The following is a 16,819-nucleotide window of genomic DNA, read 5'->3' on the forward strand; positions in this document are numbered from 1 at the left end:
AATTATTCATATTGATATATTTCTAAAACATACGGCGGTTCAGCTTCATCGTATCGATTATTTTGGTCGAGATTTCTTCAACAGAATAATTGGTGGTATTAAGATAATTAATCTTATTCTTACGGAATAAAGCTTCAACTTCGGAAATTTCTATTCTGCATTGCCTCAATGATGCATAACGGCTATTTTCTCGGCGTTCTTCCCTAATAGCGGACAGCCGGTCAGGGCTTATAGTTAAACCGAATAGCTTATGCTGAAATTGTTTTAATGTTGCTGGTAATTGTAAATTATCCATATCATCTGCGGTAAAAGGATAATTTGCAGCCTGAATACCAAATTGCATGGCTAAATAGAGACTGGTAGGCGTCTTTCCGCAGCGAGACACACCCAGTAGAATAACCTGTGCCTGGTCAAGATTACGTAAAGAGATACCGTCATCGTGTGCCAGAGCATAGTCAATTGCTGCTATGCGTGCATCATACTGACTGAGATTCTTTTCGGTCAGACCGTGAGTACGGTTAAGTTCAGGTTTGGGTTCCAGGCCGGTCTCTTTCTGTAATGGGGCTACCAGTGTTTGGACAATGTCCTGACAGAAACCTTCACTGCTGGTGATAATATTTTTCACTCCAGAAGAGATAATGGAATAGAAAACTAAAGGTCTTATACTCGTATCCTGATATATTTGATTTATTTGTTGCTTTATTTCTTTTGCACGGGCTTCACTGGCAACAAAAGGGAGGGTATATGAGGTTACTTTGATGGGAAATTGTGATAATACAGCATGGCCCAATACTTCTGCGGTAATTGCTGTTCCATCAGAAATAAAGAAAACGGTGCGCACAACACTATTCTCAACACTATTATTTTCTGATGATATTTCTAATCTGGATTTTGTCATGATATTTATAGTGGCCTTTTATCTTTCCGATCGTTTAGTTAAATGAGATTGGGCATCAATTTCCTGCAAAGTATACCTGAGAAAAAAATAATGTGTTGGGTTGATCGATTCACCTTTCTATGTGTGCCAAAACATTGTGTTAGTCTATTTATGGCTGCTGAAAATGCAGTGCCAATTTTCCGACTTGTACCTCACGAATGTTAAAAGGATTGTTTTAATGCCCAACAATAACCTCCCTCCGTGTAATGTGCTTTGGTATAACCAATTAGGTATGCATGATGTTGACCGGGTTGGTGGTAAAAACGCCTCCCTGGGAGAAATGATCACTAACCTGTCAGAATTGGGGGTTTCTGTCCCGAATGGTTTCGCGACCACTGCACAGGCATTTAATGATTTCCTGGAGCAAAGTGGTGTCAATCAGCGTATTTATAGCTTGCTGGATGAAACTGATGTTGATGATGTGAATCAACTGGCTAAAGCGGGTACACAAATTCGTCAATGGGTGATTGATACGCCATTGACGCCGCAATTGGAAAAAGATATTCAGGCCGCTTATCAACAGTTGTCTGAAGGGGAGCCAGAAGCTTCTTTTGCCGTGCGTTCTTCGGCAACAGCTGAAGATATGCCGGATGCTTCTTTTGCCGGGCAGCAGGAAACTTTTCTGAACGTACAAGGCATTGATGCTGTGATGATTGCCATCAAGCATGTGTTTGCTTCACTGTTTAATGACCGGGCTATTTCTTATCGTGTCCATCAGGGATATGACCATCGGGGGGTTGCGTTATCAGCCGGTGTACAGCGTATGGTGCGTTCTGATCTCGCCTCTTCTGGTGTGATGTTCACTATTGATACTGAATCGGGATTTGATCAGGTTGTCTTTATTACTTCTGCTTACGGATTGGGTGAGATGGTTGTTCAGGGGGCAGTGAACCCGGATGAATTCTATGTTCATAAGCCAACGCTGAATAAGGGTAAACCCGCTATTGTTCGCCGCAATTTGGGTTCTAAAAAACTGCATATGATCTACGCTGATAATAAAGAGCATGGTAAGCAGGTATGTATCGAAGATGTGCCGGAAGTACAACGCAATCGTTTCTCTTTAGTTGATGAAGAAGTTGAAGAGTTAGCCCGTCAGGCGCTGTTGATTGAAAAACATTATGGCCGGCCAATGGATATTGAATGGGCCAAAGATGGTCATAATGGCAAGTTATATATTGTTCAGGCGCGTCCTGAGACTGTCCGCTCAAACCAACAGGTTATGGAACGCTATCAACTGAATGAACAAGGTCAGGTATTGGTGGAAGGGCGCGCCATAGGTCATCGTATTGGTGCGGGTACAGTAAAAGTTATTCATAACTTAAATGAAATGGATCGTATCCGGCCGGGTGATGTTCTGGTCACTGATATGACCGATCCGGATTGGGAGCCGATTATGAAAAAGGCGGCTGCGATCGTGACTAATCGTGGTGGCCGGACTTGTCACGCAGCGATTATTGCCCGTGAATTGGGCATTCCCGCGGTTGTTGGATGTGGTGATGCAACGGAACGCCTGAAAGAAAATCAACCGGTGACGGTTTCTTGTGCGGAAGGCGATACGGGTTTTGTTTATCAAAATCAACTGGATTTCATTGTACAAAGTTCTCAGGTCGATCAATTACCAGAGCTTGATGTGAAAATTATGTTGAATGTGGGTAATCCTGACCGCGCATTTGATTTTGCCTGCTTGCCAAATGAAGGTGTTGGTCTTGCCCGTTTGGAATTTATTATTAACCGAATGATTGGCGTACATCCTCGCGCATTACTGGAGTTTGATCAGCAAACGCCGGAATTGCAGCAAGAGATAAAATCTCTGATGTTGGGTTATGATAATCCGGTTGAGTTCTATGTTGGACGCCTGACTGAAGGGATCGCAACACTGGCGGCTGCGTTCTGGCCGAAGCGGGTTATTGTTCGTCTGTCTGACTTTAAATCCAATGAATATGCCAATCTGGTTGGTGGTGACATTTACGAACCTGATGAAGAGAACCCGATGTTGGGCTTCCGTGGTGCGGGGCGTTATGTCTCTGACAGTTTCCGCGGTTGTTTTGCATTGGAGTGTGAAGCGGTTAAGCGTGTACGTAATGATATGGGGCTGACCAACGTCGAAATTATGATCCCGTTCGTGCGTACTGTCGCTCAGGCTGAAGCCGTTATTGCTGAATTGGCGTCACAAGGGTTGAAGCGTGGTGAGAACGGATTGAAAGTTATTATGATGTGTGAGATTCCGTCTAATGCAATTCTGGCGGAACAGTTCCTTGAACACTTTGATGGCTTTTCTATTGGTTCTAATGATATGACTCAACTTACTCTTGGCTTGGATCGGGATTCCGGCGTGGTATCTGAGTTATTTGATGAGCGCAATGATGCGGTCAAAGCTATGCTCTCATTAGCTATCCAGGCGGCCAAGCGGCAAAATAAATATGTGGGAATTTGCGGGCAGGGGCCTTCAGACCATCAGGATTTTGCTCATTGGTTGATGGAAGAGGGAATTGATAGCTTGTCATTGAACCCAGATACCGTGGTGAAAACTTGGTTGGGATTAGCGAAAGAGAGTTAACTGAGAATAATACGCAATTGAAACTAAAGGCCCGTCAGAATAAATGGCGGGTTTTTTAATGGATAAAGTAACTGATGACAACGCCACAGAATAAGGATAAAAATAGTGAAAAAAAAAAGCCTACCATGGGCGTGATAGGCAAGGACTACACACAGCAATATACGCGTTTCTAATAAATAGAACTATCAAAAGGAGAAATAAACGTCTCGTTTACAGCCCGCTTATATTAATTTAGTTGAATAGTTTATTCATTAAGAATTGTCCTAATTTTCGGATTATTTACGGCTATAAAAAACCAAATTTAACCTTTTTTTAACATTGTGATTACAATAATGATATCTAACAAATAAAAACAAATGAGTATTTCAAATGAATGATTAGTTTTTAAGATTATGGTTTAGCGAAAGGGTTAACCCTCTTTCGCTATGTGAGACAGAATTAATCGTCATACAAATTATTCTGAAAATTCTTTTTCCAGATATTTTTCAGTTTCTGTTAAATCATTTTCAGGTGCTGGGACTTCGTTCATCCAGGCAATTAATAAACGATAAGCAACGGCTAATACAACCGGTCCGATAAATAAGCCAATCATGCCAAATGAGAGTATTCCGCCAATAACGCCGGTTAATATCAAAGCCATCGGTAAATCAGCGCCTAAACGGATTAAAAATGGACGAAGAAATCCATCCATTGTTGTCACTATGCAGCTCCAAACCAATAGCACGGTGCCCCAGGTTGTATCACCTGTCCAGTAAAGCCAGGCAACAGCCGGCACTAAAATCAACAATGGACCAAGCTGGGCAACACAACAGACAAACATAAGTACTGTCAGCAACGTAGCATAAGGGATCCCTGAAACGGCCAGGCCAAGACCACCGATAATGGCTTGAACCAGCGCAGTAACGACGACGCCGAGCGCGACAGCGCGGATGGATTGTGCCGCCAGCAGGATGGCGGCATCTCCGCGTTTATCTGCCAGGCGAACGGCAAAATGGCGAATACTCATCGTCACCTGTTCGCCTTTCAGATATAGGAGCACGCTGAATAGCACCATCAAACCAAGATGGAAAACGAAGCGCCCGGCATTGGCTGCCTGAGTAAAGAACCAGGTTGCCGCCTCTCCGACATAGGGCTGGACTTTAGCAATCAGCACATTGCCACCATCAGTGATCAATGAGTTCCAGCCGCTGTAAAGTTTATTGCCAACCAGCGGAATGCTGTCCAGCCAGGTCATTGCCGGCATTTGAAAATTAGCCGGGGATTTAGCCCACTGAATTAATGGCGCGCTGTTTTCCAATAAGCTACTGACCAGTAATGCGATGGGGATCACAAACAACAGAATTAATAATAACGTCATGATGGAAACTGCAATCCACCGTTTACCCCATAAACTGTTTTGTATTTTTTCCAGTAAAGGCCATGTGGCGATAACCACCATTCCTGCCCAGACAAAACCAAGGATAAATGGTTTCATCACCCAGAAACTGGTAACAATTAAGAGTGAAAGAAAAATTAAAGTAAACAATAGTTTTGGTAGATCATAATACGGTTGAGATTTGTCCATAAGTTAATTTCTCTAAGGAATTGAGTGGCGCTAACGATAATGAATAAATAGGATGTTATCTACAGGTTACTCAAAATAGGTGAATATTATGATAAGGTAACCGCTTGCCTTCTCAGACACGTCAGTTAACGGTGGTTAATGGTTACGACTGACTCGGGCATCAATTCAAAGATAGTATAAATGAAGCAATGTGGACACTCATTTTAAAAGGGTCAAAACGATAATGATCCCACGCATATTACAAGCACCTCACGTTAGTGAGGTGGCACAGGAATTTTTGGATACACTCAAGGAACAAGGATTTACCGGAGATACCGCAAGCAGCTATGCAGATCGCCTGACGATGGCGACAGATAACAGTATCTATCAACTCTTACCACAGGCTGTCGTTTTCCCTCGATCCGGCGCAGATGTGGTTTTACTGGCCCGTGTCGCAGGTGAAAAAAAATATCAGAATTTGACATTCACCCCGCGCGGAGGCGGTACTGGCACAAACGGCCAGGCCCTTAATGAGGGTATCGTGGTGGATATGTCCCGTTATATGAATCGTATCCTTGAGATTAATCCGGAGCAGGGATGGGTCAGAGTTGAAGCGGGCGTAATTAAAGACCAACTGAACCAATATTTGCGCCCATATGGTTATTTCTTTTCACCTGAGCTTTCAACCAGTAACCGTGCAACATTGGGCGGAATGATTAATACCGATGCTTCCGGTCAGGGTTCACTGGTATATGGTAAAACATCCGATCATGTTCTTGGTTTACGGGCAGTTTTATTAGGCGGCGAATTACTTGATACCCGCTCAATGGACATAGCACAGGCGGAATCAATTGCCCGGGAAGATTCTGTTACAGGCCGTATCTATAACACCGTACTTAACCGCTGCCGTGAGCGGCGTGAACTTATCGTTGAAAAATTCCCCAAACTCAATCGCTTTCTGACAGGTTATGATTTGCGTCATGTTTTCAGTGACGATATGCAGAAGTTTGACTTGGGTCGTATATTGACCGGTTCAGAAGGAACGCTGGCTTTTATTACCGAAGCGATTCTGGATATTACGCCGTTGCCGAAAGTCAGGCGGTTGGTGAACGTAAAATATGATTCATTTGATTCAGCACTGCGTAACGCGCCTTTTATGGTGAATGCAAAAGCTCTATCTGTTGAAACCGTGGACTCAAAAGTTCTGAATTTAGCGCGTGAGGATATTGTCTGGCATTCAGTGAAAGAATTGATCACCGATATTCCCGGCAAGGATATGCAGGGGTTGAATATTGTTGAATTCAGTGGTGATGATCAACAATTGATCGACCAGCAGGTAGACATGCTTTGTCAGCGCCTTGACGAACTGATAGAAGGTCGTCAGGGCGTTATTGGCTACCAGATTTGCCGGGAGCTGGCTGATATTGAGCGTATTTATGCAATGCGCAAGAAATCGGTTGGATTACTGGGTAACAGTAAAGGTGCGGCGAAACCGATCCCCTTTGTGGAAGATACGTGTGTGCCTCCACAGTATCTTGCTGATTATATTGCTGAATTCCGCCAGTTACTGGATAGCCATCAGTTGAATTATGGTATGTTTGGTCATGTAGATGCTGGTGTGTTGCACGTTCGGCCAGCACTGGATATGTGCGATCCGCAGCAAGAGATACTGATGAAACAAATTTCTGATGAAATTGTCAGTCTCACCGCCCGTTATGGCGGTTTGTTGTGGGGAGAACATGGTAAAGGTTTTCGGGCTGAATATAGTCTGGAATTTTTCGGCAGCATTTTGTATGAGGAGTTGCGCCGGATAAAGGCGGCCTTTGACCCGGATAATCGCTTGAATCCGGGTAAGATCTGCCCACCGATTGGTGTGGATGCACCAATGATGAAAATTGATGCCGTCAAGCGGGGGACTTATGACCGGACAATCCCGGTCAATGTAAGAAATACATTCCGTGGTGCGATGGAATGTAATGGTAATGGGCTGTGTTTTAATTTCGATGTGAAAAGCCCGATGTGCCCGTCAATGAAAATTAGCCGGCAGCGTATCCATTCACCGAAAGGGCGGGCAACATTAGTGCGTGAATGGCTTCGGCTTTTGACCGAACAGGGTATGGATCCGCAACTGTTGAAGCAGGGATTGGAACAAAAACGGCCAAGCCTGCGTGGTCTGATTGAAAAGACGCGTAATAGTTGGCAAGCATGGCGTGGAGAGTATGACTTCTCCCATGAAGTAAAAGAGGCGATGTCTGGTTGTTTGGCATGTAAAGCCTGCTCAACACAGTGTCCGATCAAAATTGATGTGCCGTCATTTCGTGCACGTTTTCTTGAGTTATATCACGGTCGCTATCTCCGTCCTGTGCGTGATTATATTGTGGCAGCTGCGGAAAGTAGTACGCCATTAATGGCTAAAGCGCCGCGAGCATTTAATTTTTTCCTGAAACAGTCGTGGGTGCAGGAATTGAGCCGCCGGACTGTCGGGATGGTGGATCTCCCCTTGTTATCCAGTCCGACATTGCACCAACAGCTTGCTGGTCATTACGCGCTTTCGACCACACTGGAACAGCTTGAAAAAATGGATCAGTCTTATCGTAACGGGTATGTGTTGATTGTTCAGGATCCGTTCACCAGTTATTACGATGCGAAAGTAGTGGCTGATTTTGCCCGTCTGGTGGAAAAATTGGGATATAAGCCGGTATTGCTGCCATTTTCTCCTAACGGTAAAGCCCAACATATCAAAGGTTTTTTATCTCGCTTTGCTAAAACGGCCAAAAAAACGTCAGATTTTCTCAATCGGGTATTTGAGCTGGGTATCCCTATGGTCGGTGTCGATCCTGCATTGGTACTGTGCTATCGGGATGAATACAAAGAAATTCTCGGAGAGCAGCGTGGTAAGTTTGAGGTTCAGCTTGTTCACGAATGGCTGATCAACACCTTACCGGAGAAAAAGGGTAATCAGGCCGTGTCCGGTGATAAATGGTATCTGTTTGGACATTGTACGGAAGTGACTATGCTACCAGGCAGTAGTAAACAGTGGGAAAAAATTTTCCAGCGGTTGGGTAGTAAGCTGGATAATATCAGTGTAGGCTGCTGTGGCATGGCTGGAACATATGGTCATGAAAACAAAAACATAAAACACTCTATTGGTATCTATAAATTATCCTGGCAACCTGCCTTGCAGAAATTACCTCTGGAGCGTTGCCTGAGTTCCGGTTATTCCTGCCGCAGTCAGGTTAAGCGGGTAGAAGGGCAAGTACTTAAGCATCCGTTGCAAGCTTTATTGGAGATAATCCCATGATTTGGAAACGTGATATTGGACTGGATAGCCTGAATCAAGTAAATAGCCAATGTATGATGGGCCATCTGGGCATAAAAATCACGCATATCGGTGATGATTTTATTGAAGGCACAATGCCGGTTGACTATCGTACCCGTCAGCCGTTTGGTTTATTACATGGCGGGGCATCTGTTGTACTGGCAGAATCACTCGGTTCTTTGGCTGGGTATCTCTGTTCCGAAGGTGAGAAAAAAGTTGTTGGGCTGGAAATCAATGCCAACCATATCCGGTCTGTTCGCAGTGGCGAAGTTAAAGGGGTGTGTAAGCCCCTGCATATTGGCCGTAATCACCAGGTATGGCGAATCGATATTTTTGATGAACGTCAACACCTGTGTTGCACTTCCCGGTTAACTACTTCAGTGTTGCCTGGATAAAATAATAGTAGGTTATTTTTCTATGGATTAATAACCTACTCATTAAGTGAAAAAGTTATTTTTCTATGTATTAAATTTAGTTGTGATAGTCTTCGTGATTATAGCTTTTATCGATATTTTTATAATATTATTGCTTATGTGATCTCCTTATATATTTGATTAATTTAAATGTCGAATGGAATGGATATGGTGAATTGTATTAAAAAGATTAATATCGAAATAGATAAAAACTTCCTTTTATTCAAATCTATAAAATCTGGGATATATTAATGAGTGCTAAAATTTCAGCGGTTTTAATTTGTGTCATTTCCTATAGATATAGGTATTTTACTTTGGTATATTCTGGGCGGGCGCTTGAGACTATCTGTCTCTGGCGTGCTGGAGCGGATAGAAGAAAGCCCCGAGTGATTTTTCAATCAACCAGAGGCCTATCTATGCTTTGCAACATAAGATTAGCCTCTTACACGCCGAAAGGCAAGGAGACGCTAACCATGAAACAGCAAAAAGCGATATTTATCGCCATCGTTATTTGTATTGCCGCTTTAGCGGCTGTACTGGTCACGAGGAAAGACCTCTGTGAGGTTCGCATCCGAAGCGGCCAAACGGAGGTTGCTGTTTTCATGGATTACGAACCCAGGTAAGAGCAACGGCGGGGAGCAATCCCCGCCATCTCTTGTTGTTGAACATGGCTCTCAAGCGCCCGATTACCAACTCTTAATTGCTATCCCGTCATTTTATTTATATTTTTATAATATTATTGCTTATTTGATCTGCTTATATACTCAAGATGCTTCAAAGTGCATGTTTGAAAAACGGTTATATTGTTGAATTTAAATGTTTTTATGTCTGACGGCTCAAGCATCTTGAAGTTCATTCGGTATATATTTGATGAATTTAAATGTCGAGTGGAATGGATATGGTGAATTATATTAAAAGGATTAATATCGAAATAGATAAAAACTTCCTTTTATTCAAATCTATAAACGTCGGGGTATATTAATGAGTGCTAAAATTCCAGCAGTTTTAATTTGTGTCATTTCCTATAGATATAGGTATTTTGCTTTGGTATATTCTGGGCGGGCGCTTGAGACTATCTGTCTCTGGCGTGCTGGAGCGGATAGAAGAAAGCCCCAAATGATCTTTCAATCAATTTGAGGCCCAATCTAATGCTTCACAACATAAGATTAGCCTCTTACACGCCGAAAGGCAAGGAGACGCTAACCATGAAACAGCAAAAAGCGATATTTATCGCCATCGTTATTTGTATTGCCGCTTTAGCGGCTGTGTTGGTCACGAGGAAAGACCTCTGTGAGGTTCGCATCCGAAGCGGCCAAACGGAGGTTGCTGTTTTCATGGATTACGAACCCAGGTAAGAGCAACGGCGGGGAGCAATCTCCGCCATCTCTTGTTGTTGAACATGGCTCTCAAGCGCCCGATTACCAACTCTTAATTGCTATCCTGTCATTTTATTTATATTTTTATAATATCATTGCTTATTTGATCTGCTTATATATTTGATGAATTTAAATATCGAGTGGAATGGATATGGAGAATTATATTAAAAGGATTAATATCGAAATAGATAAAAATTTCCTTTTATTAAAATCTATAAACGTAGGGATATATTAATGAGCGCTAAAATTTCAGCGGTTTTAATTTGTGCCATTTCCTATAGATATAGGTATTTTACTTTGGTATATTCTGGGCGGGCGCTTGAGACTATCTGTCTCTGGCGTGCTGGAGCGGATAGAAGAAAGCCCCGAGTGATTTTTCAATCAACCCGAGGCCTATCTATGCTTTGCAACATAAGATTAGCCTCTTACACGCCGAAAGGCAAGGAGACGCTAACCATGAAACAGCAAAAAGCGATATTTATCGCCATCGTTATTTGTATTGCCGCTTTAGCGGCTGTGCTGGTCACGAGGAAAGACCTCTGTGAGGTTCGCATCCGAAGCGGTCAAACGGAGGTTGCTGTTTTCATGGATTACGAACCCAGGTAAGAGCAACGGCGGGGAGCAATCTCCGCCATCTCTTGTTGTTGAACATGGCTCTCAAGCGCCCGATTACCAACTCTTAATTGCTATCCCGTCATTTTATTTATATTTTTATAATATCATTGCTTATTTGAGCTGCTTATATATTTGATGAATTCAAATATCGAGTGGAATGGATATGGTGAATTATATTAAAAGGATTAATATCGAAATAGATAAAAACTTCCTTTTATTCAAATCTATAAACATCGGGATATATTAATGAGTGCTAAAATTCCAGCAGTTTTAATTTGTGTCATTTCCTATAGATATAGGTATTTTGCTTTGGTATATTCTGGGCGGGCGCTTGAGACTATCTGTCTCTGGCGTGCTGGAGCGGATAGAAGAAAGCCCCGAGTGATTTTTCAATCAACCCGAGGCCTATCCTTATGCTCAACAACATAAGATTAGCCTCTTACACGCCGAAAGGCAAGGAGACGCTAACCATGAAACAGCAAAAAGCGGTACTTATCGCTATTATCGTTATCTGTGTTGCCGCTTTAGCGGCTGTGCTGGTCACGAGGAAGGATCTCTGTGAGGTTCGCATCCGAAGCGGCCAAACGGAGGTTGCTGTTTTCATGGATTACGAACCCAGGTAAGAGCAACGGCGGGGAGCAATCCCCGCCATCTCTTGTTGTTGAACATGGCTCTCAAGCGCCCGATTACCAACTCTTAATTGCTATCCCGTCATTTTATTTATATTGTTATAATATCATTACTTATTTGAGCTGCTTATATATTTGATGAATTTAAATGTCGAGTGGAATGGATATGGAGAATTATATTAAAAGGATTAATATCGAAATAGATAAAAACTTCCTTTTATTCATATCTATAAACGCCGGGATATATTAATTAATGCTAAAATTTCAGCGGTTTTAATTTGTGTCATTTCCTATAGATATAGGTATTTTGCTTTGGTATATTCTGGGCGGGCGCTTGAGACTATCTGTCTCTGGCGTGCTGGAGCGGATAGAAGAAAGCCCCGAGTGATTTTTCAATCAACCCGAGGCCTATCTTTATGCTAGACAACATAAGATTAGCCTCTTACACGCCGAAAGGCAAGGAGACGCTAACCATGAAACAGCAAAAAGCGATATTTATCGCCATCGTTATTTGTATTGCCGCTTTAGCGGCTGTGTTGGTCACGAGGAAAGACCTCTGTGAGGTTCGCATCCGAAGCGGCCAAACGGAGGTTGCTGTTTTCATGGATTACGAACCCAGGTAAGAGCAACGGCGGGGAGCAATCCCCGCCATCTCTTGTTGTTGAACATGGCTCTCAAGCGCCCGATTACCAACTCTTAATTGCTATCCCGTCATTTTATTTATATTTTTATAATATCATTGCTTATTTGATCTGCTTATATAAATAAGATTTCATAATTGTGCTACACCCATTTTTTGTCTTCCTGGCTTTTGCTGTGATGAAAACGATGCCAAAAAGGCATCGACATAATTCAGTAACTGCCACATAAATTGACAACAATGATTTCGCGTTATTGTCTCATGGAGCGATTGCCATAACCGTTCTATTTTATTTAGCCACGGTGAATAGACCGGTAAAAACAACAGGGTAAATTTTGGATGTCGTGCCAGCCAGTCCTTTACCTTCTGACTTTTATGAATACAGTAGTTATCTAAGATTAATGTGAGGGTTTCCGCATGGGGATATTGATGATTCAGTTCATCTAACATTTTGATAAATAAATCAGAATTCTTTTTTATTCCTTTAACATAGATGATTTGCTCTGTTTGGGCATTAAGGCAGCCCGCAAGGTAATGTTTTTCGTTTTTTCCCGGGGTGATAACCCGTTTTTGTTGTCCTTTGAAGCACCAGTCCGCGCCGATTTTCGGGTTTAAATCAATATCCACCTCATCTTCATAAAAAACGGGATGTTTTTCTGAAATGTTCGCTTTGGCTTCCGCGATCTTTGCCATTTTCTCATCGTATTCGGGATCAGGTTGTTTCACTGTGGGTGCCGCTCTACGCCAGACAATCCCCACCTGAGCAAAGTAACGATAAAGGACATTTTGCGTCAGAGAGAGGTTGAGTAATTCATTGAGGGTATGAGTCATGAGTTCAAGGCTCCAGCGAGAGCGGAGATAGCCTAACTTTTGGGGGGATTGCTGTAATAAGAAAAGTAAGAGGTTATAGAGTGGGGAGAGATCCCAGACAACAGGTCGGCCAACGGGTAAACTTTCGAGTCCTTCCAGCCCATATAATGTAAACCACTGAACCCAACGATTGACGGAAGAGCGTGCGGCATGAAGGGTCTTGGCGACATAAGTCACTGTCAATCCTTCATTGAGCATCAATAACGCCGTTAATCGACGGGAATAGTTCTTATCACGGGTTTTATGGATAAGTTTTCTCATTTTCTGGCATTCATCTTGAGGTATAGGTGCTATGATAGGCATCACTCAGTCCGTGTTGGGGTTTGGGATTTTTCGCAATTGATCAGATCGCAAAAATCGGACTGAGTTCCCTCCAAGTGATCTATTATTTTGAAAAGTTATTTATTTGATGAATTTAAATGTCGAGTGGAATGGATATGGTGAATTATATTAAAAGGATTAATATCGAAATAGATAAAAACTTCCTTTTATTCATATCTATAAACGCCGGGATATATTAATTAATGCTAAAATTTCAGCGGTTTTAATTTGTGTTATTTCCTATAGATATAGGTATTTTGCTTTGGTATATTCTGGGCGGGCGCTTGAGACTATCTGTCTCTGGCGTGCTGGAGCGGATAGAAGAAAGCCCCAAATGATCTTTCAATCAATTTGAGGCCTATTCTTTATGCTTAGCAACATAAGATTAGCCTCTTACACGCCGAAAGGCAAGGAGACGCTAACCATGAAACAGCAAAAAGCGGTACTTATCGCTATTATCGTTATCTGTGTTGCCGCTTTAGCGGCTGTGCTGGTCACGAGGAAAGACCTCTGTGAGGTTCGCATCCGAAGCGGCCAAACGGAGGTTGCTGTTTTCATGGATTACGAACCCAGGTAAGAGCAACGGCGGGGAGTCATCCCCGCCATCTCTTGTTGTTGAACATGGCTCTCAAGCGCCCGATCACCAACTCTGAATTGCTATCTCGTCATTTTATTCTTCCATATGAAAGGTTAATCTATGGTCACCCTCGTTTTTGCAACACTAATTTTGATGAATTTTGGGCTTGCTTAAATCTATCCGGCGTCACTATAGGCAAGGATGCCCGCGCCTCGATGAGTTCCGCGCCTGATGTTCCTAAAAAACCACTCGGCTTTAATAAGCCATCTTAACCTTTAGGTTTCTCATCAGGCCGATAGGCCGTTCATGTCATCAATTATCAGTCTTCGCAAAACCAGTGAGGTAACAGATTATTGACAAAGTGCTGGTTTTTTATCCGGCATTTTGTTTTAATTAAGTTCCGTTCACTCAACGGAGCTTGCCACCATGTTAAGACCCCCCCCTCTCCAGACTTTCCCGCCAGAAACGCTCTCGCTTGACGAGCTGGTCCCTAAAAATCATTTGGTCCGTCAAGTCGATGCTGCCATTGATTTCGAATTTATCCGCGAATTAGTCGCCCCGTTGTATTGCCACAATAATGGCCGTCCTGCTATCGATCCGGTCATGCTGATTAAAATGATGTTACTCGGCTACTTGTTTGGCGTCCCCAGTGAACGCCGTCTGGTTCAGGAAATTCAGGTTAATGTGGCTTACCGCTGGTTTCTGCGCCTCGGACTGACAGAGAAGGTCCCTGATGCCTCAACCCTGAGTCAGAACCGCCGCCGCCGTTTCAATCATACCGCGGTCTTCCAGCAGATTTTTGACCACATTGTTGAACAGGCGATGGCCAAAGGATTCGTGGGCGGACGCGTACTCTATACCGACAGCACCCACCTGAAAGCCAGTGCCAATCCGCATAAATCGGAGAATGTCATGCGGCCGGTTCCCCCCGGCGCCTATTTTGATGCACTGGATAAAGCCGTCACTGAAGACCGGGCGGCAGCCGGAAAAAAAGCCTGAAGCCAGCCCTAAAGGAACGGCAGAGAAAGACGAAGGTCAGTACCACTGATCCGGAAAGCGGGTTTATGCACCGGACCAACAAACCCAGGGGGTTCTTTTACCTTGACCACCGTACCGTGGATGGGCAAGTCGGTATTATCACCGATACCTACGCCACACCGGGTAATGTCCACGATAGCCAGCCTTTTATCAAGCGCTTGACGCGTCAGTTAGAGCGTTTTGCCCTCAATCCCCTCGCGGTTGGGTTGGATGCGGGCTATTTTACGGCCCCGGTTTGTTACTTAACGGAACAGTTAGGTGTCATGCCGATAATCGGTTACCGCCGTCCGAATAAGGGGTCGAACGTCTTCCAGAAAAAACATTTTACCTATGACAAGCAGGAGGACTGCTATGTGTGCCCTCAGGGCGAAAAGTTGATTTATAAAACAACCAGCCGAGAGGGATACCGGCATTATCAGGCCGCGGCGAATATCTGCCAGTATTGCCCGAAACGCGCGTCCTGTACGCAGGCCAAAGGGGGCAAAAAGATAACCCGTCATGTCTGGGAGGACAGTAAAGAGCAGGCCAGGGAAAACCGGCTAACGGAGTGGGGTAAAAAAACCTACAAGCGGCGAAAGGAGACGATAGAGCGTAGTTTTGCAGATGCGAAGCAACATCACGGGCACCGCTATGCCCGTTTCCGTGGGTTGCAAAAAGTGCAAATACAGTGTCTTTTGGCAGCCACAGCCCAAAATATCAAGAAGATAGCCTTGCTGGTCGCAATGCTTTGTTGTTTTTATCTCTGGAGAGCGAGCATTTCATTGCAGGAGAAGCGAAAATAACGCCTTGTCGGGCGATTAAATTGGCTTAATGAGGAAAATGGATGGCATTATGATTCACAATGAAAGGAACAAATCCCGTTATTTTCAACGAGGTTTGTCAGCGGTCTGGTAACGTTTAAATTTATTCATAATGACGCAGAATCAGGCGTCAAATACCGTGTGCTGTGTCGTGATGGCCCAAGCTATCCGGGCTAATTTATTCGCCAGTGCACAAGTCACGACATTGGCGTGTTTTCGTTCAAGCTGCTGCCTGACCCAGTCAGCCAGTTTTCCTGAATAATTATCCAATCGCTGCATAAATACTCGTGCACATTGCACCAGTAATCTGCGTAAGTTCTTATTGCCTCGTTTGCTGATACCCAGCAGGGTATTTTTTCCTCCCGTGCTGTATTGCCTGGGGACTAATCCCGTTGAGGCGGCAAAATCACGACTTTTGGCATATTGTTGGCCGTCTCCCAACTGTGAAGAAAGTAAGCTGGCTGTGATTGGACCCACACCCGGGATGGTCATAAGACGCTGGGCGGTGTCATCCGTGGTGATGGTGTGTTTGAGTTCAGCTTCCAACCCGGCTATTTGTTCAACAATATAGTGATAATGGGCGTGTAATTGCATCAATAATCGAACCAGATAATCTGGGAGTTCGTGTTCTGCCAACACTAACGATAAGCGCTTAATAACAGCGTCTCCCCTCGGTAAGCTAATGCCAAACTCGAGTAAGAAGCCATGTATCTGATTGGTCGTTTTGACCTTATCCCTGACAAGTGACTCCCTGACCCGATGTAATGCACGCATGGCTTGTTGAGTTTCAGTTCTGGGCGGAACAAAACGCATGGAAGGACGTGATGCGGCTTCGCAGATTGCTTCGGCATCAACAAAATCATTCTTGTTACTTTTAATGAAAGGCCGGACAAACTGAGGCGAAATGAGTTTAGCCTCATGCCCCAAATCAGCTATCCGCCTTGCCATGAAATGAGCGCCAGCACAGGCTTCCATCACAACGGTTGCAGAAGGGCGCCCGGCAAGAAACGCCATCAATTTGTTTCGTGTAAACTTTTTACGTAGCAGTGCTTTCCCTGATTTATCTTGACAGTGGATATGAAAGGTATGTTTGCCGAGATCGATACCAATGAGTGTGATGGTGTTCATGATGATGGCCTCTTATCAAAGATAATCACCCTATTAATATACTGCTGGTAGGGTGA

Annotated in this window: 14 protein-coding genes; 10 read left to right on the forward strand and 4 right to left on the reverse strand. The window is 43.8% G+C overall.

Annotated elements, in window-relative coordinates; all coding sequences use genetic code 11:
* Positions 1-22: 22 nt before the first annotated feature.
* A complete protein-coding gene (ppsR, locus tag VY86_RS18340) occupies positions 23-898 on the reverse strand; it encodes a posphoenolpyruvate synthetase regulatory kinase/phosphorylase PpsR (protein ID WP_046976022.1) in 876 nt (291 codons plus the stop codon).
* A gap of 217 nt (positions 899-1,115) precedes the next feature.
* On the opposite strand from ppsR, the gene ppsA reads away from it, so the two are divergent.
* Positions 1,116-3,494, forward strand: a complete 2,379-nt coding sequence (gene ppsA / locus VY86_RS18345; RefSeq protein ID WP_046976023.1) for a phosphoenolpyruvate synthase — start codon at positions 1,116-1,118, stop codon at positions 3,492-3,494.
* Between the two features lie 454 nt (positions 3,495-3,948).
* Here the strand turns inward: ppsA and ydiK are convergent, their stop codons facing one another.
* Positions 3,949-5,058, reverse strand: a complete 1,110-nt coding sequence (gene ydiK, locus VY86_RS18350) for an AI-2E family transporter YdiK (RefSeq protein WP_021322971.1) — start codon at positions 5,056-5,058, stop codon at positions 3,949-3,951.
* 223 nt (positions 5,059-5,281) lie between these two features.
* Here ydiK and ydiJ point away from each other — a divergent pair, with 223 nt between their 5' ends.
* From ydiJ to VY86_RS18385, 7 genes are all read left to right on the forward strand, one after another.
* A complete protein-coding gene (gene ydiJ / locus VY86_RS18355; RefSeq protein WP_046976024.1) occupies positions 5,282-8,338 on the forward strand; it encodes a D-2-hydroxyglutarate dehydrogenase YdiJ in 3,057 nt (1,018 codons plus the stop codon).
* Positions 8,335-8,751 (forward strand): 1,4-dihydroxy-2-naphthoyl-CoA hydrolase, encoded by a 417-nt coding sequence (gene menI, locus VY86_RS18360; RefSeq protein WP_021322972.1) that lies wholly within the window; start codon positions 8,335-8,337, stop codon positions 8,749-8,751. The genes ydiJ and menI overlap by 4 nt, the downstream gene beginning before the upstream one ends.
* A gap of 491 nt (positions 8,752-9,242) precedes the next feature.
* Positions 9,243-9,392, forward strand: coding sequence for a type I toxin-antitoxin system Hok/Gef family toxin (locus tag VY86_RS18365; RefSeq protein ID WP_021327110.1), 150 nt, complete (start codon positions 9,243-9,245; stop codon positions 9,390-9,392).
* Positions 9,393-9,974: 582 nt separating this feature from the next.
* Entirely contained in the window at positions 9,975-10,124 is a 150-nt protein-coding gene (locus tag VY86_RS18370; RefSeq protein WP_021327110.1) for a type I toxin-antitoxin system Hok/Gef family toxin, read from the forward strand.
* Positions 10,125-10,601: 477 nt separating this feature from the next.
* Positions 10,602-10,751, forward strand: a complete 150-nt coding sequence (locus tag VY86_RS18375; RefSeq protein ID WP_021327110.1) for a type I toxin-antitoxin system Hok/Gef family toxin — start codon at positions 10,602-10,604, stop codon at positions 10,749-10,751.
* Positions 10,752-11,230: 479 nt separating this feature from the next.
* Positions 11,231-11,383: a Hok/Gef family protein gene (locus tag VY86_RS18380; protein WP_046976026.1), complete on the forward strand. Its 153-nt coding sequence runs from the start codon at positions 11,231-11,233 to the stop codon at positions 11,381-11,383.
* Positions 11,384-11,862: 479 nt separating this feature from the next.
* Entirely contained in the window at positions 11,863-12,012 is a 150-nt protein-coding gene (locus tag VY86_RS18385) for a type I toxin-antitoxin system Hok/Gef family toxin (protein ID WP_021327110.1), read from the forward strand.
* A gap of 149 nt (positions 12,013-12,161) precedes the next feature.
* On the opposite strand, the gene VY86_RS18390 is transcribed toward VY86_RS18385, so the two are convergent.
* Entirely contained in the window at positions 12,162-13,202 is a 1,041-nt protein-coding gene (locus VY86_RS18390; protein ID WP_046974724.1) for an IS630-like element ISPlu16 family transposase, read from the reverse strand.
* Positions 13,203-13,644: 442 nt separating this feature from the next.
* Between VY86_RS18390 and VY86_RS18395 the strand changes: the two genes are divergently transcribed.
* Both VY86_RS18395 and VY86_RS18400 read left to right on the forward strand, forming a co-directional pair.
* On the forward strand, positions 13,645-13,797 hold the full coding sequence (locus tag VY86_RS18395; protein WP_046976026.1) for a Hok/Gef family protein: 153 nt from the start codon (positions 13,645-13,647) through the stop codon (positions 13,795-13,797).
* A gap of 426 nt (positions 13,798-14,223) precedes the next feature.
* Positions 14,224-15,617 (forward strand): IS1182 family transposase gene (locus VY86_RS18400; RefSeq protein WP_158019915.1). Its coding sequence is split into 2 segments (ribosomal slippage): positions 14,224-14,791 and positions 14,791-15,617, totalling 1,395 coding nucleotides; the frame shifts between segments, so codons are not numbered across the junction.
* 141 nt (positions 15,618-15,758) lie between these two features.
* Here VY86_RS18400 and VY86_RS18405 read toward each other — a convergent pair.
* Positions 15,759-16,763 (reverse strand): IS110 family RNA-guided transposase, encoded by a 1,005-nt coding sequence (locus VY86_RS18405; protein WP_046976027.1) that lies wholly within the window; start codon positions 16,761-16,763, stop codon positions 15,759-15,761.
* Between the last annotated feature and the right edge of the window lie 56 nt (positions 16,764-16,819).

It is taken from the genome of Photorhabdus thracensis, assembly GCF_001010285.1.
GTDB classification, from domain to species: domain Bacteria; phylum Pseudomonadota; class Gammaproteobacteria; order Enterobacterales; family Enterobacteriaceae; genus Photorhabdus; species Photorhabdus temperata.

What these genes read in the sequence shown, in the direction of transcription:
- menI (WP_021322972.1), top strand. Translation starts at nt 8,335, where the DNA reads ATGATTTGGAAACGTGATATTGGACTGGATAGCCTGAATCAAGTAAAT.
- ydiK (WP_021322971.1), bottom strand. Translation starts at nt 5,058, where the DNA reads ATGGACAAATCTCAACCGTATTATGATCTACCAAAACTATTGTTTACT.
- VY86_RS18405 (WP_046976027.1), bottom strand. Translation starts at nt 16,763, where the DNA reads ATGAACACCATCACACTCATTGGTATCGATCTCGGCAAACATACCTTT.
- VY86_RS18390 (WP_046974724.1), bottom strand. Translation starts at nt 13,202, where the DNA reads ATGCCTATCATAGCACCTATACCTCAAGATGAATGCCAGAAAATGAGA.
- VY86_RS18365 (WP_021327110.1), top strand. Translation starts at nt 9,243, where the DNA reads ATGAAACAGCAAAAAGCGATATTTATCGCCATCGTTATTTGTATTGCC.
- ppsA (WP_046976023.1), top strand. Translation starts at nt 1,116, where the DNA reads ATGCCCAACAATAACCTCCCTCCGTGTAATGTGCTTTGGTATAACCAA.
- ydiJ (WP_046976024.1), top strand. Translation starts at nt 5,282, where the DNA reads ATGATCCCACGCATATTACAAGCACCTCACGTTAGTGAGGTGGCACAG.
- VY86_RS18375 (WP_021327110.1), top strand. Translation starts at nt 10,602, where the DNA reads ATGAAACAGCAAAAAGCGATATTTATCGCCATCGTTATTTGTATTGCC.
- VY86_RS18385 (WP_021327110.1), top strand. Translation starts at nt 11,863, where the DNA reads ATGAAACAGCAAAAAGCGATATTTATCGCCATCGTTATTTGTATTGCC.
- VY86_RS18395 (WP_046976026.1), top strand. Translation starts at nt 13,645, where the DNA reads ATGAAACAGCAAAAAGCGGTACTTATCGCTATTATCGTTATCTGTGTT.
- ppsR (WP_046976022.1), bottom strand. Translation starts at nt 898, where the DNA reads ATGACAAAATCCAGATTAGAAATATCATCAGAAAATAATAGTGTTGAG.
- VY86_RS18380 (WP_046976026.1), top strand. Translation starts at nt 11,231, where the DNA reads ATGAAACAGCAAAAAGCGGTACTTATCGCTATTATCGTTATCTGTGTT.
- VY86_RS18370 (WP_021327110.1), top strand. Translation starts at nt 9,975, where the DNA reads ATGAAACAGCAAAAAGCGATATTTATCGCCATCGTTATTTGTATTGCC.